Genomic DNA, 19,750 nt, shown 5'->3' with positions numbered 1-19,750 from the left:
AGGCAAGCAATAAAAATTTGCCAATTGCATATTGCCAATTGCTCATTGCCAATTGACCACAAACATTCCCGTTTTATGCAGTTAAAAACATTTTATACAGTACGCTTTAGTGATTGTGACCCGTTGGGACATTTGAATAATGCCCGCTATCTTGATTACATGTTAAACGCAAGAGAAGACCACCTGAAACAGTTTTATCAGGTAACGCTTCCCGATTTTCACAAACAGGGACTGGCATGGGTAGTACGCCGGCACGATATACAATACGTGCGGCCTGCTTTTTATAATGAAATCGTATGTATTGAATCACGTCTTATTGAACTGGGCGAATCGCACCTGCTGGTAGAAATGCTGATGTTCGATGAAAAAGAAGCCGCTTTGAAAGCCATCGTTTGGACCAACTTTACCTGCGTTGATGTAAAAACCGGGCGCAAAAAAGAACATCCTGCAACCTTTATGGATTTTGCCGCCGGCATGCAGGTACATGATGTAAACATACAAGGCGGGGTACCCGAAAGAGTTAGAACGTTAATGAACCAGAAGTCTGAGGTCTGAGGTCGGATGTCAGAAGTCGGAAAACTCCAGTAAGTAAAGTCAGAAAGTCTGATAGATGATGCATTAAGGTAATCATCTTTCGGACTTTTGGTTTTTCCGACTTCGGACTTCCAGCTTCGGTGTTTAATGCGCTTCTGTTAATGAATTTATAATACCACTTTCCTAAGCGTACAGGCCGTTATATACGTCTTTCTTCTTAGCATTTCATTAATAAACTTCCTGCCTTTTCGGCAATCTATTAGTACATAAAAGCAATTTGCTTAAAGCACTTAAAAAACAAATCACCTTAAAAAACATTTTATATGAAAACGATTTTTACGCTTACTACAATTGTACTGATAGTTATTGCAAGCTTAGTTAGTTTTACTTTGTTTCAAAACGGACAATATACATTTTCGGCCTTACTGGTATTAACAAGTTATTTGTCGGCTGCATTATGGATTTATGTTCTTGCCAATAAAAAAACAGTGTTGAGTTAATATAATTTTTGCTTCTTTCAGCCATAACATAAGGGTATAGGAACCGGTTTTTTAGCCGGTTCTTTTTTTGCCAAAGGGGAAGCCTCTCTTTTCAGGAGAAGCTCACCCTTTTGATAAACTGTTAATGATTTCGGGCACAAATTTTTTATAGCTGTTAAAAAAACATATGTCTTCAGAAAAAAACAAAAACAAAAAGAACCCAAAGCAAAAGCAGGCAGATAAAAACAAAACACCGAATGATGTAAAAAGCGCTTACAACGAAGCACAAAAAGATATTGACAGTGATGCCGATTTAAGTGTTCACAGTCCTAATGATGACCTTGATGAAGAAGAAACTGCCCGGCTTGGTGACGACAAAACAGATCTCGTTTAGAAAATAAACCCTACGTGTTCTATAAACTGCTGCATAGAACAAACTGAAACAGATAATTCAAACTAACGAAAAGATCGAAAACCTGCAGGGTTTAACTGCCTTCTTTTAGTTCAACAAGGTTACCCAATGCCGGTTCAGCTTTAATGAACCAGCCGGGTAATTCGGGTTCGTGCAATCGCCAATGACCGCCTTCATCTCTTGCCAGGGTTGCAGTAACCAGCTGGCCGCTGTTATCAACCACAGAAATGTGAAAATAAATAGCCACCGAATTAATCCGGGCAAAATGAAATTCCCTTTTCTGCCCGTCTGTACACAGAATGGTAGTTGAAAAATCAGTTTGCATGATCAGGTGGTTTAATGCTATTTAAAGTATATCAATAATCTATCCACTCTGCAAAGTGCTGCAATTCTGTTGCCTTACATAAATAAATCATTCATATGGGAAAAGTGTTGAAAATTAACCGCTTACCGGGGAGTTTTTAGTCAATTGCGGCCTGCCAGGCCGTTGAACAAAGCGCTGGCGCCTGCTTTTTGTTGACGGTGATCAAAACAGGCGTATCTCTCTAAAAAATATCCTGGTCTTATTATTTAGCCGGATAAGCGGCATTTTCTAATCAACGAAGCATCATATTTCCGGAATTTCGGGCCAGTCGACCGGTATTTGCGTGATGTTATGCAAATAATTGCTGATAATTTTTCCTGATATGGTTAGTATTACATCTATCAAATTTGCGTTGGTATAACCCGCCTCAAAAAAACAATTAACAGACGATTGCGAAGGGCGGCCACGTTGCAGGGTTATTTCTTTCGCAAATTGTACCAGGACATTCAGCCTGTTATCAAATGGTACATCGGCCTTTCTGATGCCAATGATTTGCTCTTCGGTAAAGCCTGCTGCTTTTGCTGTTTGTGTATGACCCCGCAGGCAATATTTACATCCGTTTACCTGGCTTACGATCAAATTAATGGCTTCTTTTTCTTTTACCGATAAAGTGCTTTTACGGCTTTGAAAAGCGATGTAATCGGTAAGGGCTGTTTCGTTCCAGGCAAACATCGCTAACAAATTAGGAACAAAGCCATATGCTTTTTTAAACTGATCGAATATTTTCCGGTTATTTTCTGATACCTGTTCATTGGTAGGTACTGTAAAATGCATTTGTATTAGTGATTTAAAAATGATAAAGCTGTATAAAATTTCGGGCAGCTAACCTTTAGAGTTGTACCATCTTAGGATATTGTCTGGATATTCTTAGGATCAACCATGGGTTTAAATCCTAAAAAAACCCTGAGAATACCCTAAGATGACCCTAAGATGATAGAATGATTACAGAATTTTTACCGGTGAATTAAGTTGATTTTTACCGCAGAGACACGGAGACGCAGAGAAAAACTATTTTTTTAACGCTGCACCTATGTACCGCCCTGGCGTAACGGTTATTTTTCAACGGTCTCCCGATAGTTATCGGGAGGAACACCGGCTTAAATTCATTTGCATTGAATTACTGATGGCTGATCACAATCTTTCCAAAATAATTGCCTGCCTGCAGGTACCTGAATGCCTCCCGCGATTCATCAAATGAAAAAATGCGGTCAATTACCGGTTGTAGTTTATTAACCGCAATTGCCCTGCTCATGGCAATAAACTGTGAGCGGTTGCCAACGGCAATAGGCCTTATGTGCGCGGCCGACATAAACAGCAACGTTAGGTTTACCGGTTTCGAATCGCCGCCCATGCGACCGATGAAATTTATCTGTCCTCCTGCTGCGGCAGATAAAATAGATTGTTCCATAGTAGATCCTGCCACTTCAACTACCTGGTCTGCCCCACGGCCATTGGTTAGCTGCCGAACTGTTTTATGCCATTCAGGTAGCTGGCGGTAATTGATAACCTCATCGGCGCCTAATGCTTTCAGTTTTTCGGCTTTTTCATCGGTTGAAGTTGTTGCAATAACCCGGGCGCCAAACAGCTTTGCGAACTGAATGGCAAAAAGTGAAACACTTCCCGATCCCAGCGTTAATACGGTTTGACCTGCCTGCAAAGGCTTTCCGCCGGTTAATGCATTCCAGGCGGTTAAAGCTGCACAGGGTAAGGTGGCGGCCTGCTCATATGACAAGTGATCGGGAACAGGTACTACTGCATCTTCATGCACAACGGCATATTCAGTTAAAAGGCCATCGAGCGAACCACCGATCTGTGGTGCATATTCCCAGGCAAACGGTCCATCTATCCATAAGGGAAACATATTTACAGCAACGCGATCGCCCGGTTTTGCGCGTGTAACGGCTTCGCCAATGGCTATTATTTCGCCTGCCCCGTCTGACACGGCTATTACATCATCTTTCACGGGCAATGGATAATTACCGTTCAGAATATTTACATCGCGATAGCTAAGCGAATTGGCCCGTATGTTTATCAGCACTTCATGCCTGCCGGGTTTTGGTACGGCATGTTGTTTTAAACTGATCCCTTCAAGGCCATGTCCATACTGAACGTGAAAGCTTTTCATCTGTGTTTTAATTATTTCTGCCTGATTCCTTTTTTCAGCGGATAGCATAAAAATTTATTTAAGCAGCAAATCTATGGGAGGTAGTATATTTGAGTCAAGTATGCACTATTTGGTACCCTACATACCATTTGTATACTATTGTTGATAATCAACACTAAAAATTTTCAGAAATGGCTAAAATAAAACAGCCGGTTAACCCACAATGTCCTGTTGATTATGCTTTTCAGCGTATTGGAGGTAAATACAAAGGCCGTGTTTTGTGGTTTTTAAAAGATGGTGTAAAACGATATGGTCAAATGCGCAGATTGATTACCGGTATAACCCCCAAAATGCTCACCCAGGTTTTACGCGAGCTTGAAGACGACCGGTTAATTGTTCGCACCGTTTATCTTGAAGTGCCACCCCGGGTAGAATATCATTTAACCGAAAACGGCCACGCACTTATTCCTTCCATTGAATTGATCAGTAACTGGGGCATGGTACAAATGAAGCAACAGGGCATCGCCGAAATGGGGGAAAGCGGGGAATCGCAATAACGTCTTCTCTTTATTTAGAATTCTACCAAATTATTCCGGCTCCGGATAATTAGATTTCTATTTTATAAACGCAGTTATTTAGCAACCTTCTCCTCAAAAAATCGTATATTACTATTGCACAATGTTTACTGTACCAGGCGGCATTTTACTAACCCATCTTTGATCAAATACCCTTTACTGCAATTATAGTAACCACTTTTTGCTTAATGCATGAAGAAGACTGTTATTGGCTGCATGCTAATGCTAATGATGACCTGTGCCCTCAGGGTTAGGGCTGATCATATCACCGGCGGAGAAATGTTCTATACATTTACCGGCGTAAGCAATGGCCTGTACAATTATCAGATCACCGCTAAACTATTTATGGATTGTTACAGTAACCGCAGGCTTCCCAATCCGGCTTACTTTGGCATCTTCAACCGTACAACAGGCGCTCACATTACAGATATTTCGGTGCCCATGGCCCATCAGGACGGATTACAGTTAACCAATCCCAGTCCGTGCATTACTAACCCCCCGGCGGTATGTTATCAGATAGGTTTTTATGATTTCAGTGTATCGCTGCCGGCGGCGGCCGAAGGATATGTAATTGTGATACAGGTTGTATATCGTGTTCAGGGAATTTCGAACCTTACATCGGGTTATGGCAACATCGGCGCCACCTATACCGGCGAAATTCCGGGTACTTCTTCCTTATCAACAGCTCCTCAAAATAACAGTGCCCGTTTCACAGGCGACGATATGGTGGTGATTTGCGCCAATAATTCTTTTTCATACAGTTTCGCGGCCGAAGATAAAGACGGCGATGTATTACGGTATTCTTTTACCAATGCCTATATCGGCGGGTCGGGCGGCGGTGGAACCAATTTTCCTCCTGCACCGCCTCCTTATGCATCGGTTCCCTACGGCTCAAATTTCGGCGCCGGTTCGCCTATGGGCACCAATGTAAAAATCGATTCCAAAACCGGTCTTATTACCGGCATTGCCCCCGGTGATGGCATTTATGTGGTAACTGTGCAGGTTGAAGAAATACGGAATGGTGTTGTAATTGCCACGCAACGTAAAGATTTGCAGATACGCATTACGGCCTGTACCATTGCCTCGGCCTCGGTGCCACCGGAATTTATGCTTTGCAAAAATTCAAAAACCATTAGCCTGGCCAATAATAGCGCCAGCCCCCTGATTACATCCACTAACTGGGAGGTATTCGATAGCAAAGGTGTATCGCTATATAATTCATCTTCCCCCATTACCAGTTATACGTTTACTGATACAGGCACCTATACCGTAAAGCTGGTTATAAACCGCAACCAGCAATGTTCCGATTCGGCCACTTCCATGGCCCGGGTGTATCCGGGTTTTAAACCCGATTTTACCGTAAACGGAATTTGTTATACCAAACCAACGCAGTTTACCGATGCTTCGGTTAGTGTTTATGGTATGGTTAATTCGTGGGACTGGGATTTTGGCGATGGTACGGCCAATGATGTATCGGTTCTACCCTCGCCGGTATACACCTATACCGCAATGGGGTTGAAAAATGCGCGGCTGATTGCCACCGATACAAAAGGATGTCGCGATACGGTTGTTAAAGATGTAAATATTGTAGATAAGCCTCCGTTAAAACTGGCATTTCGTGATACGCTCATTTGCGTGCCCGATGCCGTGCAGCTGCAGGCTGATGGCAATGGTGTATTCAGCTGGACGCCGGGCACTGCTATGGTAAATGGCAATACGGCCACGCCAACAGTATCGCCTGTAAATACAACCACCTATACCGTATACCTCGATGATAACGGATGTGTAAACCACGATTCAGTAAACGTTCGGGTAGTTGATCACGTTACTTTGACGGCCATGAGCGATACTGCCATTTGCCAGGGCGATACCATTCGCCTGCACCTGCAATCGGATGGATTGAAATACAGCTGGACGCCGGCCACACAGGTGTTGAATCCATTAGCCGCCAACCCCCTGGCAGTAACACGCTTCACAACCAGGTATGAAGTAATAGCCAGCATTGGCAGCTGTATTGCCTGGGATAAGGTAATGGTTACTACGGTGCCCTACCCGGTAGCTGATGCCGGCCCCGATACTACCATTTGTTTTGATACCCGGGCCCGGCTGAATGGAAGCACCGAAGCTATTTCATACGCCTGGCTACCGGCTTCTTCGCTCAGTGATTTAACGGTGCTTGATCCGGTCGCTTCACCCAAAGCTACTACCGCCTACGTGCTATCGGCCTACGATAATAAAGGATGTCCCAAGCCAGGTTTCGATACCGTGATGGTGAACGTGTTGCCCGATATCATGGCATTTGCCGGAAGAGATACAGCGGTTATAACAGGTCAGTCGTTACAATTAAAGGCCTCGGGTGGTGTGACCTACAAATGGGTACCTTCTACCAGCCTGTCGAACGATGGCATTGCCAACCCGGTTGCTTTATATAGTTATCCTTCAACCGGCATTTTGTACAAAGTGCTGGTGTATAATGAAGCCGGTTGTATTGATTCGGCTTTTATAAAAGTGAAAGTATTTCAAACCATGCCGTCGGTTTTTGTTCCTAATGCATTTACCCCCAACGGCGACGGCCGTAACGATTACCTTCGCCCGATAGCGGTGGGCATGGCCCGCATTGATAATTTTCAGATTTTTAACCGCTGGGGGCAGCTGGTGTTCAGCACTTCGATAAATGAACACGGGTGGGATGGTACCATTGCCGGTAAATTACAACCTTCAGGAACTTATGTATGGCTGGTAAAAGCGACTGATTATAAAGGGGCGCCTTATATACAACGGGGCACTTTAGTGCTGATCAGGTAAAGCCTTTAATATCGAATATTGAATAATGAATTATGAATGTCGAAGTAAAAAGAACTTCAATATTCTACATTGAATATTCAATATTCGTTATTTAACATGTTCGTTGCGTGTTTCAAATATCAGCTTCCAGTTCATTGAAAACACATCGAGCAGGCAGTTGCATAGCTCGCTGATGCGGGTGGGCTTGGTTAAAAAGTAATGCGCACCCAGCTGCATTATTTCCTGCTTGTCTTTTTGATTGGAGCTTGTGGTATAAATAATGATGGGAACGTTGGCGTATTTCGAAAGCTTTTTTATTTCAATCAGGCATTCTTTGCCATTGAGCTTAGGCATGTTCAGGTCAAGAAAAATATAATCAGGAACAGGAATTTCTTCGCCTTTCAGCAGTTGAAGAGCGGTTTCCCCGTTATTGGCATAAAAGAAATCGATGGGAATTTTGAGATCATGTATAGCCTCATGAAGAAACAGCTGATCATCTTCATCATCGTCTATTATAAACAGGGTTTTTGGTTGTTCCATGAGCCTTTGCATTGGTTATAAAAATAACAATTTTTGGGGGTATTTATCCTTATCATGAACAATTTAATTCGAAACTAATTAATGTTATGTTGCGCTTTATCATAATCACTTATCTTTCCATTGCCTGATAGTTAAACCTACCTTCAATGAATGGGAAAAAAATAAGCGCAAAGTACCTGCTTGTAACCGTATTGCTGTTGCCAATGTATGGCCAGTCACAATTGAATAAATCAAAGGTAAACGGCGCCATGCACCGCGATTATATGGTGAAGTCGCTCCTGCGTATTGCCGATCCTTTGCTAACGGCCCTGAGTAAAAATGAACTTAAAAAGAAAATGCCGGTTGAAGCCAAAACAAACGACCGGCAAAATTATACCCATCTCGAAGCCTTTGGCCGTTTGATGGCCGGTATGGCTCCCTGGCTTGAGCTGGGACCCGACAGCAGCGCTGAAGGAAAGTTACGAAAGAAATATATCGATCTTTCTGTAATGTGTATTCGAAATGCAACCGACCCGGCGGCAGCCGATTTCATGAACTTTAATAAAGGGGGGCAGGCCCTGGTAGACGCAGCATTTTTAGCACAGGGCCTGTTGCGCGCTCCCAATCAGCTGTGGGGCAGGCTCGATGCCGGCACAAAAAAGAATGTGCTCGAAGCATTGAAGTCATCGCGTGTGATTACGCCCGGGCCCAGCAACTGGCTTTTTTTTAGTGCTATGGTCGAAGCGGCCCTGCTGCAGTTTGAGGGCGTCGGCGATAAAATGCGCATTGACTATGCCGTTAGGCAACATTTGCAATGGTATAAGGGAGATGGCGCCTATGGCGATGGCGCTAATTTTCACTGGGATTACTACAACAGCTTTGTTATTCAACCCATGTTTATCGAAGTATTGCAAACGCTGATCAGTTCGGGGCAGGACGAAAGTAAATTGTACGATCTTGAGCTCACCCGCGCCCGCCGTTATGCGGCCATTCAGGAAAGGCTTATATCGCCCGAAGGAACCTACCCGCCCATTGGCCGTTCGCTGGCCTATCGCTTTGGCGCTTTTCAGTTATTATCGAAGATTGCTCAATTGCATCAGTTGCCAAAAGAAATACTGCCGCAGCAGGTGCGTTGCGCTTTGTATGCGATTATTAAAAAGCAAATGGAAGCGCCCGGCACCTTTGATAAAGACGGATGGCTGCAAATTGGTTTATACGGCCACCAGCCCGATATTGGCGAAGGCTATATTTCAACCGGTAGTTTGTATTTGTGTTCCGAAGTATTTCTGGTATTGGGATTGCCCTCTTCGGACCCTTTGTGGCAAAACGAAGATGCCGACTGGACGGCCAAAAAAGTCTGGAACGGCGAAGCCATTCCTATCGATCATGCTATTGAAAATTAATGCAGGAATAAACCTCGGATTGTTAATTAAAGGTAATGTGACTGCAAATTTAAACGAGGGGACAGTAATGCTATCCCCGTTCGAGCCTGAATGTTTGCGGTAATCTTATTTTCGTTTTTACTTTTTTGCCATTTTGTTCTGCAGGTACAAATTCAAACTCAAATAACCTAAAAACCCGCAAAGCTTCTTCGTCAAGAGGTAATTTGGCACTTTGAGCAACGGAATATTCAACCGCATTGCCATTTTCATCAATTGTAATATCTATCCAAACAGTACCCATCCAGTTTTTATCAATGGCTTTTTGCGGGTAGCGGAGGGTACGGTTAAGAAACATGTTCCATTCGTTTTTTGTAATAAGCCAAACCGGCGCCTGGGTTGTTTTGGCCTTCACCCATTCACCATTTTCGGCCTGGTAGGTATAATTAAGTGTGTCGGGTTGAACCGGTGTTGCCGTTTTGTTAGCGAAATCGTACTTCCATACGAGTGAGCCATCCATATCAAAGAACTCCCAGGTCCCGCACCTTGTAGTTTCGGCATATGTTTTTTTCGATATCACTTTACCGTTTCTGGCATAATGCAGCCAGGTGCTGTCTTTTTTATTCATCTTATAAAAACCTGAATATTCCAGGTCGCCGTTTCTGTACTGTTGGTAACTACCGTGTTTTATTGTTTCATCATTGCTCAGTACATAATATACTTCTTTTATTTTGCTGTATTTTTCACCAGATTCTACTGTAATTAATTTGGTATTCTGGGCAAAAGATAAAGAGGGAAGCACGAACAGGTAAAGCAGAGGAACGATTTTCAATTTCATAAAGGTCAGGTTTCAGAATTTGTCGCAAAATAAAACAAATCGTTACGGTTGCAGGTTTTTCAAGTAACAGATTAAAATTTAATAATGCCAAACAAAAAAATACTCGCCATATCCGGTAGTTTGCGTGCTACTTCTTCCAACACCATTATTTTAAAAGCTATTCAGCAAATTGTTCCTGCAAACGTAGATTATACAATTTACCAGGACCTGGCAACCCTGCCGGCCTTCGACGACAACATGGAGGCGCCTGAGCCGGTGATCAACTTTCGCAATCAACTGGCCGAAGCAGATGGCGTTTTGATTTGTTCGCCCGAATACGCTTTTGGCATACCCGGTGCTTTAAAGAACGCCCTCGACTGGACGGTGGGCTCGGGCGAACTGGTAAATAAACCGATGGCCTTAATAACAGCTGCTACTGGCGGCGATAAAGCTCATGCCGCCTGGTTACAAATATTCACCGCTTTATCGGCCAATATCCCCGAAGGCGGGGCGCTGCTGGTTCCCTATGTTCGATCGAAACTGAACGATAAAGGCGAGGTAAAGGATGAAGCAACCTGGCAGGCCATTCAGCAGGTTATTCAGGCGCTGATAAAAATGATATGAGCGATATTGTCTTATAACATTGAAAATCAATAATTATCCCACCAAATCTTCTCAATTAAAAACTTTTATAATGCAACTGCCAATAAGGGTATTATATTAGTTACGCATGAGGTAAATAGGTAATTTTAATATATGTGGTGTTGATTTACAATACCATACAATATACATATGTAAAAAATACGGTATTTGGCTTATTATTTGTCCCTTCTACCCCGTTATATTAAAAAAAATGTTAAACGATGGGGCGGCCACCCATCGATATATTAGAAAAATTCGTTATTATTAAGGGGAGATCCATACTCATGCACAAAAAAGTATTTGGTATTATTGGTATTGTAGTAGTAGGCCTGATAGTGTTTAATGCCTGCCGTAAAAGCGATGTTTCATCACAAACAGATGCTTCTACCAATAATTGTGTGGTACAGAAAAGCGTAATTAGCGGAACGCCTATCGAAGGCCAGTACATAATAGCGTACAATGCATTGGCCAGCCAAAAAATGTCGGCTGCCGAACGGGAAACCAATTTTATCAGCACCTTATTGCAAAGAAATAAAATAAGCAGCACCGCATTAAAACGCACTTTTTCGGGTATGCCCGGCGGTTTTATTGCCCGCTTATCTGCAGATGAATTACAACGACTCAAATCTGATACATCTGTTGCTGCCATTGAGCAGGACAGAATTATTGCTTTCGGAACCTGTTTTCAGGTTGTTGAACCGAAATCAATTACCTGGAATGTAGCCCGCGTCGGTTATGGTGATGGAACCGGAAAAACAGCCTGGATCATCGATTCGGGTATCGATTTTACACATCCCGATCTGAATGTAGATCAAACCCGCAGCCGGTCGTTTATAAACGGCGTAACATCTGCCGCCGATGAAAATGGTCATGGTACGCATGTGGCTGGCATTATCGGAGCAAAAAATAATTCGATTGGTGTATTAGGTGTGGCTTCAGGTGCTAACCTCGTTGCTTTAAAAGTTTTTAATAAAGATGGTGAGGGCACTGTTTCATCAATTATTCAGGCGCTTGCGTACGTTAACCAAAACGCCAAAGCCGGTGATGTGGTGAACATGAGCCTGGGCGAAGACCAGGTTTCAAACATACTTGATCAACAGGTGCAAAATACCGCTTCGAAAGGCATTTTCGTGACCATCGCTGCCGGTAATGATAATAAACCGGCTGTTCAGTTTTCGCCCGGCCGGGCTAACGGAAGTAATATTTACACCGTATCGGCTATTGATAGCCTTGATAATTTTGCTTCTTTCTCGAATTATGGTAATGATGTTGTTGATTTTGCCGCCCCCGGCGTTCGCATTTTATCGACTTACCTGAATGGGCAATACGCTGTTTTCTCCGGAACGTCAATGGCCGCTCCGCATGTAGCTGGTTTGTTGTTGTTGAATGGTAAAAACATAAGCTCTTCAGGTACCGCCAAAAACGACCCCGACGGCACTCCCGATCCTATTGCCCACAAATAGCATCTGTAAAATCTTCATTTTCTTTATTCATATTACACGTTTTGGGGAAAAGGTTGCCCAACTATACCGGCTATTAAATTTCATTGCATGATCCATGCAGATGAAAGTAAAACAGAAGCAATCGCGCCGGTATGTTATTTCAAAGAAACCCGATGATTTTTTCTTTGACGTATATGCATTCGTGCAATTTACAGGGCGCTTTTTTAAAGAGTTGTTTTTACCGCCCTACGAGTTCAAAGAAGTTATACGGCAATGTTATATGGTAGGCGTTAAATCGCTTCCGCTGATTACCCTCACCGGCTTTATCACAGGTATTGTATTTACGAAACAATCGCGACCGTCGCTGTCTGAATTCGGCGCCACTTCGTGGCTGCCTTCGCTGGTGGCCATTGCCATCATACGCGCCCTGGCGCCATTGGTAACAGGATTGATAACTTCCGGAAAAGTTGGCTCAAATATCGGTGCCGAACTGGGGTCGATGAAAGTTACCGAACAGATAGATGCCATGGAAGTATCGGCTACCAACCCATTTAAGTTTCTGGTTACAACCCGTGTGCTGGCCACTACTTATATGGTGCCGTTGCTTATGCTGTATATGGCCCTGGTGGCCATGTTGGGTGCTTACGTAAATGTGCACGCGAACGAAGAAACCAGTTTTGCATCTTTTATTGAAAACGGATTTCACAACATTTCATTTCTGGATCTTTTTTCATCGGTTATAAAATCAATTGTATTTGGATTTACCATTGGTATAGTTTCCTGTTACCAGGGTTTTACCACCACGCAGGGAACACAGGGCGTTGGCCGTGCGGCCAACACATCGGTAGTAACCTCCATGTTCCTGATTTTTATTGAAGAAATAATTATTGTACAAATCACCAACTGGTTCAGGGTTTATTAAATGAAAAAGAAAGAACGGCATATCGATAAAAACAAAGTGGTTATTTCAATACGTGATTTACATAAATCATTTGAGCCGAATCACGTGTTGCGGGGCATTGACCTCGATATTTACCAGGGCGAAAATGTAGTAGTACTTGGTCGTTCGGGAACCGGTAAGTCGGTATTGATAAAAATTATCGCCGGTTTGCTGAAACCCGATAAAGGCACGGTAAATGTGTTAGATAGAAATGTATCCACCATCAGTAACCGCGAGCTGGAACAACTACGGTTAAAGATCGGCTTTTCATTTCAGAGCAGCGCGCTGTACGATAGTATGACGGTTCGCGAAAACCTTGAATTTCCTTTATTGCGAAACTCAAAGCATTTAACCGCTGCCGAGGTAACCCATGCGGTTGAAACCGCGCTGGATGCGGTGGCGCTGTCGCAAACCATTAACCAGTGGCCGGCCGAATTATCGGGCGGCCAGCGAAAGCGAATAGGTATTGCACGCACTTTAATAATGCAACCGGCCATTATGCTATATGATGAACCTACGGCCGGACTCGATCCTGTTACCAGTATGGAAATTAATGACCTTATAAATGAAGTACAGGAACGGTTTAATACCAGCTCTATCATTATTACGCATGATCTTACCTGCGCTAAGTTGACCGGCGATCGCATAGCCGTTTTACTCGACGGGCGTTTTGTACAGGTAGGCACCTTTGATGCCATTTTTAAAAATGGCGACGAGCGGGTGAAAAGCTTTTATGAATACAATTTTATTACCTGATCAGGTTCTTTGGTAATAGGGTAAATGAATTTGCCTTGTTGCAAAAGAACTTTCTAAAACAGCAAAGCAAATGAACACCGAAAAAAATAAGCGAACAGTTATAGTAGGCATTTTTGTGATAGTAGGCCTGCTGATTTTGATTGTGGGCATTTTTACATTAGGGGGGCAACAAAAAGCATTTGTTCCCTCGCTAACGGTACACGCTGTTTTTGATAATGTAAATGGCCTTCAGAAAGGGGATAATGTATGGTTTTCGGGCGTTAAAATAGGTATTGTAAAATCGGTTGACTTCAATGGCAATTCGCAGATAAAAGTAACCATGCACATCGAAAAAAAAGCGCAGGAATTTATTCGTAAAGATGCCAAAGCCAAAATAAGCGCCGAAGGATTTATTGGTAATAAATTAGTGGTTATTTATGGCGGTACCCCAAAGGCTGATCCCATTTCAGGCGGAGAAAACCTGCTGGTTGAAAAAACATTAAGCACCGATGATATGATGGCTACCCTGCAAAAGAACAACGAAAACCTGGTGGCTATTACTACCGATTTTAAAACAGTAAGCAGCAGGTTGGTAAAAGGCGAGGGCACTGCCGGCGCTTTATTGACCGATGAAACCCTGTATAAAGCATTGCAAAATACAGCCACCAAACTGCAGCAGGCTGCGCACAACAGCGAACAACTAAGCAGCCACATCGCTGATTATACGGCACAGCTGCAAAATCCCGGCAGCCTGGCAAACGGTTTGGTGCACGATACCATTATAATGACCAATTTAAAAACGGCTACAAGGCAAATAAACGACGCTGCCAATGCTGCGAACTCTTTTACTACCAATTTAAAAACGGCCGGTAATCAGCTTAATAGCAGCGATAACACGCTTGGCCTTTTATTGAACGATGCCGAAACTGCGGGGCAGGTAAAAGGTATTATTGAAAATCTGAACTCGGGCAGCCGTAAATTAGATGAAGACCTCGAAGCCCTGCAACACAACTTTTTATTACGTGGATTTTTTAAAAAGAAAGCCCGCCAGGAAGCTAAAAACAAAAATAAAAGCGTAATCACTTCTGACTGAATGTCACCTCACCCCTAACCCCTCTCCTCAAGGACAGGGTGAGGTGTTAAAATTTACTTAATGCCTGTAATTTTCAAACCGCTTGCTGAGCTCGCTGTTATAAAGAATGTGCTTTTTAATTAACAGCAAAGTTTTACAAACCCAAAAGCGTAGCAATGTTAAAATCCAACTATTCAAAATTTAAATTTATTGTTTTCCCATCTCTGCTTTTTATTGGTTGTTTATTGTTCATGTATGCTTTGCATGCTGCTGATTTATTAGGTAACAAAAAAACCGTTGCAGCTATTGAAGTGAATTATTCAGATAGTTCCGCCGGTTCAGCCAAAAGTGAATTTAACAGTCGTTATACCATTTTGTATGATCAGATGAATTTAGACAGCCTGGGGCTTTCGCACGAGGCTTTTATGTATGGTTTGAAGGGGTATACCGACCTTACTGCCGATGGCCAGATAAAAAATGATCATATTCTTACCATTGCAGATTTCAGTTTGCCTTCGTCGAAAAAAAGATTATTCGTTATTGACCTGTTAACCGGCAGGTTGTTGTTCAACACTTTTGTTTCGCATGGCCGCAATTCAGGTAAAGATATGGCCACCGAATTCAGCAACGACCCGAACAGCTTTAAAAGCAGTTTGGGCTTTTATATAACCGGCAACACTTATAAGGGGGAGCATGGTTATTCATTGCGACTTGAAGGAATGGAAGAAGGCATTAACGACAATGCATACGACAGGGATATTGTAATGCATGCCGCCAATTATGTAAACGAAAGAATTGTAAAAGTGAAAGGGTTTATAGGCCGCAGCCTCGGTTGCCCGGCTGTACCACCAGCTTTAAATAAAGCGATCATTAACACTATTAAAGACGGCAGCTGTTTATTTTTATACAGTCCCGACCAGCATTATTTAGCTACTTCAAAACTGATCAAAGTGCCGGAAGCGTCGCAACAACCTGATTCAACATTGCCCAAAGTTTAAACATTTTTCACCGGATACAGACATAAAAAAAAGTCCCGCTGAAAAGCGGGACTTTTCGGTTTTTCATTTAGTGAAAAATGGATGTAATCACTAAAGAATGCGTTTAAACGGTTTATTTGGTATGTCCCCACAAATACCAGACCATTGCCGACTACAGCAACATGTTTTATAGGACTGTTTAATAGAATTTTAATAGCGCATATGCGGACACTTTAGCGAATTATTATCTCTGCCAAAAGTGTAAATAATCCCTATCGAATAACTGGAATAATAATCTTTTTTGTCAGGGTTGGCCACCTGGCTAAACCCATCAATATAATCAGTAAACGTAAACCGGTATGATGCTTCGGCTATTATTGATAACCGCGATGAAATGGCATACCGCACACCGGCGCCAACAGGAATAACCGGAATTGTTCCGGGAACCGAATGCGTAGTATCGGCAGCCAGGCCCTTTGCAACTGAAGAATCACCCGCAAAGTAATCATAATTAAAACGACTCCAGTTGCGTGTAATGCGCAATGAATTAAGTCCTATGCCACCAAAAACATAGGGCGAAAATTTATACTTGTCGCCATAATTATTACCCAGAATATTCCACACCAGTAATTCAGATAATTCAGTAGTTCGTGCGGTAAAAGCCAAAGCGCGTTGCTTGCGCCATGAAGGGTCGCCATAATTGGCGTCATCGGCCCTTAATTTGCCGAAAGCCAGATTGGTTCGTAAAGAAAATGAAGGAGAAAGTAAACGGTTATAGAACAGGTTTATAGCGATGCCCGGTGATTTAAATGCACCGGCTGCTTCGGGCGTTAGATCGCCCTGATAAATAAACATACCTGCAGTTATACCCACTTCATGTTTGGGAACATTTAACTGCGCATGCGCTGACATACAATAACTAACAGATACAATGATAATTGCAATGGCCTTTCCGGAAAAAACATTCATGTGATGGTTGTTTTAGCAAGTAGAAAGCGGCCATAAACAATTGGTTTACGTTATTAGATGTTTTTTATGTACAGTATTAAAAAGTAAAAATGCAGTTCAATAAAAATAATTTACGTAAAGAGGTAGCGCGATAGCTAAATAAGAATTGTTAAAATGATTGTCAAAAAATTAGTTTTCAGGGGGATTAAAAACGGGTTAACGATTTGTAATGATTCGCCCTGTAATAGTGTAGGAAGGGGATTATGAACAAAGGTTTAATGTGTGTACAAATTTACTGATTTCTTCTTCAACTCGCTTTTAGAAAAAGAAAAAGCCCTGTAGAAACAGGGCCTTGCACTTTAAAAGTAACACCCATGAAAAACGAGTTTATATAGAATATCTTTTTTCAGTTTGACGACATTTTGAATATCATCTTTCTGAGATTTCATTTTTTTATTGGCCCTGAGCGAAGTCGAAGGGCTGCTTTTTTAATCCTGAGCGTAGTCGAAGGATTAATTATTCGGCGCGCCTGCATCGATCCAGCACATAATAATAGCTTTTTGCATGGCCGTAAAAGTTGCGTCCTGCGGCATATTTCCACTGGCTACATTGGCTCGAATGCGATCGCGACTATTAAAGATCTGCGTATAGTTTGTAAGGGCGCCGGGACCGTTGGTGCTTCCTGCAGCATGACAATCTGTTTTTGCACAGCTTGATGTCATCAAAGGAAATACGTTAGCAGAAAAGGTTGTGGTTATGGTGCCGCAATCAACCGGCGGATCAGCTTTTTCACTGCTGCTTTTAGTACATGCAATTATTAAAAATGTCGCACATACACCTAAACCAATAAATTTCTTCATAAACAAGGTTTTTAACAGAAATTAATTATCACTTTTAACTACGAATCCTTGTAGGAATTGGTTGCCTGTTTTACGTAGAGTTCCTTTCTGGTAAATGACAATTTTTGAAGTGAATTAATTTCTATTAAATAACCAGCCTGAATAAATATTTATTGTATTGGTGGAATAAAATTAAGATGCTATAGATAAATATAATAATGTTATAGACGAATCAGGCAAATGTATCGGGGAAAAGCGCTATATATTCAACTCTTCTTCCAGTTGTTAATGAAATTAACATAGCTGTCGCTTATAGGTAATTCGGTTGCTGAGGTCAGTTGCACTTTTCGGTTTTGTATAGATTTTACTTTGGCAACAGACACAATATAGCTGCGATGTATTCGCTGAAACTTTTCGGCAGGCAGCTTTTCCAATACTTTTTTCATCGACATCAGGGTTAATACCGGTTTGGCATTGGCCACATGTATCTTTATATAATCTTCAAGACTTTCGATGTATTCAATATCGCTCAGCGGTATTTTAACCAGCCGGTATTCGGCATGAACAAATAAGCAGTCATTATCTTCCTGCGCTGCTGTGTTCTTATATTTATAGTAATCTATTGCCTTGTTTACTGCCCGGCTAAAACGTTCGAAATTGATAGGCTTCAGTAAATAATCAACCGCATCCAGCTCAAACCCCTCAATGGCAAATTGCTTGTGCGCTGTGGTGAAAATAATTAAAGGTCTTTCCTGCAGCGAACGTACCAGGTCAATACCCGTAATGTCGGGCATATTGATATCAATAAACAACAGGTCAACCTTTGTATTGCGCAACAGTTCAACGGCCGAAATAGCATCGTCGAATGAATGCACCATCTTTAGTTGCGGAAAGCGCGAAACAAACTCCTGTATTAACTCCAGTGCCAATGGTTCATCGTCTATGGCAACGCATTTCAATTGCATAACGAAACAGTTTAAGCCAGTAAAATCAATTCTACGGAAAAAAAACCGTTTTCGTTGGTTATGTTCAGTAAATGTTTGTTAGGATACAAATGTTCGAGCCGTTTTTTGGTATTGGCAATACCTATGCCGGTTCGTTGCGGATTACCGGCCGGCCTAAAAATTTTATTGTGGCAGTAAAATGTGATGCTTCGTTCGTCGGCCATCAGCTGTATGGTAATGGTTGCGCTTTCGTGATTGCTGATGCCGTACTTGAATACATTTTCCACAAAGGTCATCAGCATCAAAGGTACTATGGTTTTGTTTTCGAGCCTGCCTTTTACGCTAAAATCAACGGTTACTTTTTTACTCAGGCGCAGGCGTTGCAGTTCAATAAAATCATTGATACAATCTATCTCGTGTTGCAACGGAACAAAATGTTGCGATACATCATCTGTTACATACCGCATAATGTTCGACAGCTTCATAATGCTGTCGGCGGTTTTTTCATTTTTGGTTATAGCAAGAGAGTAGATATTATTCAGGGTATTGAATAAAAAATGAGGATTGATCTGCGCTTTCAGGAACGATAGCTCGGCCTGTGCCTTGGCTGCCTCGGCCTTAGCCACCAGTTGCTGGCTGGTGCGCCATTGGCGGGTTACCTGAATGGCCATACCAAGGGCAATGGTCATTATATATAAAAAAATGCTAACAATATCTATCCGCATCGACCTGGGTCCCGGGCCGCCGGGTCCCCGCGGAGGGCCATGTGTACCATCGCCGAACGGACTGTTTTCGGGAAGTATATCGGGCGGCGGTGGAGCTGCATTGGGTTGTTGGTGCAATAGCAGCAATTCAAAGGGGCGGGCAAAGAAAATCACAAGAAACAGCGCCAGCACTGCGGTGAAATAAAAAAGATACTTTTTCTGAAGGTACAGTTTAGGGATCAGCAGGTAAGTATGCAGGTAAAAAATACCTATGTAAGTAAGGCAAAACAACCAGTAGCCAACCGACAAAACGATCACACCTGCCCCGTTATTGGGCATGCCGCTCATGAACAACAGGGGCAGAGCCAGAAAGGCCAGCCCTGCAAACACATGAATAAGTATGTCGGATATCCTTGAATAAGGCATTTTACAAAGAAATAAAGGCCAAATTACATATTCTTCATTGTATCGGCAGGCGAACAGATTGTATGGATGGAAGTCGGCAGCCAATAGCTGTTATAGAATGGAAGTCGAAACAGG

21 protein-coding genes are annotated in these 19,750 nt (G+C 42.5%); 12 read left to right on the top strand and 9 right to left on the bottom strand.

Annotation, left to right across the window (positions count from 1 at the left end):
* The first annotated feature begins 75 nt into the window (after positions 1–75).
* From AC59IL_RS10145 to AC59IL_RS10135, 3 genes are all read left to right on the top strand, one after another.
* Positions 76–555 carry an acyl-CoA thioesterase gene (locus AC59IL_RS10145; RefSeq protein WP_496552004.1) on the top strand — a complete coding sequence of 160 codons (480 nt, stop codon included), beginning with the start codon at positions 76–78 and terminating at the stop codon, positions 553–555.
* A 302-nt stretch (positions 556–857) separates the two neighbouring features.
* The gene (locus AC59IL_RS10140) at positions 858–1,034 is read left to right on the top strand and encodes a hypothetical protein (RefSeq protein ID WP_496552003.1); all 177 of its coding nucleotides are present in this window, start codon (positions 858–860) and stop codon (positions 1,032–1,034) included.
* 166 nt (positions 1,035–1,200) lie between these two features.
* Entirely contained in the window at positions 1,201–1,407 is a 207-nt protein-coding gene (locus AC59IL_RS10135) for a hypothetical protein (RefSeq protein ID WP_496552002.1), read from the top strand.
* 91 nt (positions 1,408–1,498) lie between these two features.
* Here AC59IL_RS10135 and AC59IL_RS10130 read toward each other — a convergent pair whose 3' ends face one another.
* From AC59IL_RS10130 to AC59IL_RS10120, 3 genes are all read right to left on the bottom strand, one after another.
* On the bottom strand, positions 1,499–1,750 hold the full coding sequence (locus AC59IL_RS10130) for a hypothetical protein (RefSeq protein WP_496552001.1): 252 nt from the start codon (positions 1,748–1,750) through the stop codon (positions 1,499–1,501).
* Between the two features lie 282 nt (positions 1,751–2,032).
* The gene (locus tag AC59IL_RS10125) at positions 2,033–2,563 is read right to left on the bottom strand and encodes a carboxymuconolactone decarboxylase family protein (RefSeq protein ID WP_496552000.1); all 531 of its coding nucleotides are present in this window, start codon (positions 2,561–2,563) and stop codon (positions 2,033–2,035) included.
* Between the two features lie 343 nt (positions 2,564–2,906).
* Positions 2,907–3,962 carry a zinc-dependent alcohol dehydrogenase family protein gene (locus AC59IL_RS10120; protein WP_496551999.1) on the bottom strand — a complete coding sequence of 352 codons (1,056 nt, stop codon included), beginning with the start codon at positions 3,960–3,962 and terminating at the stop codon, positions 2,907–2,909.
* Positions 3,963–4,084: 122 nt separating this feature from the next.
* On the opposite strand from AC59IL_RS10120, the gene AC59IL_RS10115 reads away from it, so the two are divergent.
* Both AC59IL_RS10115 and AC59IL_RS10110 read left to right on the top strand, forming a co-directional pair.
* Positions 4,085–4,450, top strand: coding sequence for a winged helix-turn-helix transcriptional regulator (locus AC59IL_RS10115; RefSeq protein ID WP_496551998.1), 366 nt, complete (start codon positions 4,085–4,087; stop codon positions 4,448–4,450).
* Between the two features lie 210 nt (positions 4,451–4,660).
* A complete protein-coding gene (locus tag AC59IL_RS10110; RefSeq protein ID WP_496551997.1) occupies positions 4,661–7,273 on the top strand; it encodes a T9SS type B sorting domain-containing protein in 2,613 nt (870 codons plus the stop codon).
* 87 nt (positions 7,274–7,360) lie between these two features.
* On the opposite strand, the gene AC59IL_RS10105 is transcribed toward AC59IL_RS10110, so the two are convergent.
* The gene (locus tag AC59IL_RS10105) at positions 7,361–7,792 is read right to left on the bottom strand and encodes a response regulator (protein WP_496551996.1); all 432 of its coding nucleotides are present in this window, start codon (positions 7,790–7,792) and stop codon (positions 7,361–7,363) included.
* 146 nt (positions 7,793–7,938) lie between these two features.
* Here AC59IL_RS10105 and AC59IL_RS10100 point away from each other — a divergent pair, with 146 nt between their 5' ends.
* On the top strand, positions 7,939–9,174 hold the full coding sequence (locus AC59IL_RS10100) for a DUF2264 domain-containing protein (RefSeq protein ID WP_496551995.1): 1,236 nt from the start codon (positions 7,939–7,941) through the stop codon (positions 9,172–9,174).
* A gap of 70 nt (positions 9,175–9,244) precedes the next feature.
* Here the strand turns inward: AC59IL_RS10100 and AC59IL_RS10095 are convergent, their stop codons facing one another.
* Positions 9,245–9,988: a TonB family protein gene (locus AC59IL_RS10095; RefSeq protein WP_496551994.1), complete on the bottom strand. Its 744-nt coding sequence runs from the start codon at positions 9,986–9,988 to the stop codon at positions 9,245–9,247.
* Between the two features lie 84 nt (positions 9,989–10,072).
* Between AC59IL_RS10095 and AC59IL_RS10090 the strand changes: the two genes are divergently transcribed.
* The 6 genes from AC59IL_RS10090 to AC59IL_RS10065 all read left to right on the top strand — a co-directional run bounded on the left by AC59IL_RS10090 (position 10,073) and on the right by AC59IL_RS10065 (position 15,796).
* The gene (locus tag AC59IL_RS10090; protein ID WP_496551993.1) at positions 10,073–10,591 is read left to right on the top strand and encodes an NADPH-dependent FMN reductase; all 519 of its coding nucleotides are present in this window, start codon (positions 10,073–10,075) and stop codon (positions 10,589–10,591) included.
* 302 nt (positions 10,592–10,893) lie between these two features.
* Entirely contained in the window at positions 10,894–12,072 is a 1,179-nt protein-coding gene (locus AC59IL_RS10085; protein WP_496551992.1) for a S8 family serine peptidase, read from the top strand.
* A 100-nt stretch (positions 12,073–12,172) separates the two neighbouring features.
* Entirely contained in the window at positions 12,173–12,973 is an 801-nt protein-coding gene (locus tag AC59IL_RS10080) for an MlaE family ABC transporter permease (RefSeq protein ID WP_496551991.1), read from the top strand.
* On the top strand, positions 12,974–13,747 hold the full coding sequence (locus AC59IL_RS10075; protein WP_496551990.1) for an ABC transporter ATP-binding protein: 774 nt from the start codon (positions 12,974–12,976) through the stop codon (positions 13,745–13,747).
* A gap of 70 nt (positions 13,748–13,817) precedes the next feature.
* Complete coding sequence (locus AC59IL_RS10070; RefSeq protein ID WP_496551989.1) at positions 13,818–14,819, top strand: MlaD family protein; 1,002 nt, start codon at positions 13,818–13,820, stop codon at positions 14,817–14,819.
* Between the two features lie 155 nt (positions 14,820–14,974).
* Complete coding sequence (locus AC59IL_RS10065) at positions 14,975–15,796, top strand: murein L,D-transpeptidase catalytic domain family protein (protein WP_496551988.1); 822 nt, start codon at positions 14,975–14,977, stop codon at positions 15,794–15,796.
* A gap of 189 nt (positions 15,797–15,985) precedes the next feature.
* Here the strand turns inward: AC59IL_RS10065 and AC59IL_RS10060 are convergent, their stop codons facing one another.
* From AC59IL_RS10060 to AC59IL_RS10045, 4 genes are all read right to left on the bottom strand, one after another.
* Positions 15,986–16,744 (bottom strand): DUF6089 family protein, encoded by a 759-nt coding sequence (locus AC59IL_RS10060; protein ID WP_496551987.1) that lies wholly within the window; start codon positions 16,742–16,744, stop codon positions 15,986–15,988.
* 491 nt (positions 16,745–17,235) lie between these two features.
* The gene (locus AC59IL_RS10055) at positions 17,236–17,583 is read right to left on the bottom strand and encodes a hypothetical protein (RefSeq protein WP_496551986.1); all 348 of its coding nucleotides are present in this window, start codon (positions 17,581–17,583) and stop codon (positions 17,236–17,238) included.
* A gap of 245 nt (positions 17,584–17,828) precedes the next feature.
* The gene (locus AC59IL_RS10050) at positions 17,829–18,527 is read right to left on the bottom strand and encodes a LytR/AlgR family response regulator transcription factor (RefSeq protein WP_496551985.1); all 699 of its coding nucleotides are present in this window, start codon (positions 18,525–18,527) and stop codon (positions 17,829–17,831) included.
* An 11-nt stretch (positions 18,528–18,538) separates the two neighbouring features.
* A complete protein-coding gene (locus AC59IL_RS10045; RefSeq protein WP_496551984.1) occupies positions 18,539–19,636 on the bottom strand; it encodes a sensor histidine kinase in 1,098 nt (365 codons plus the stop codon).
* Positions 19,637–19,750: the final 114 nt, after the last annotated feature.

Source organism: Niastella sp. sgz303648 (assembly GCF_059587045.1).
This window is presented reverse-complemented; position numbering and strand designations above follow the sequence as displayed.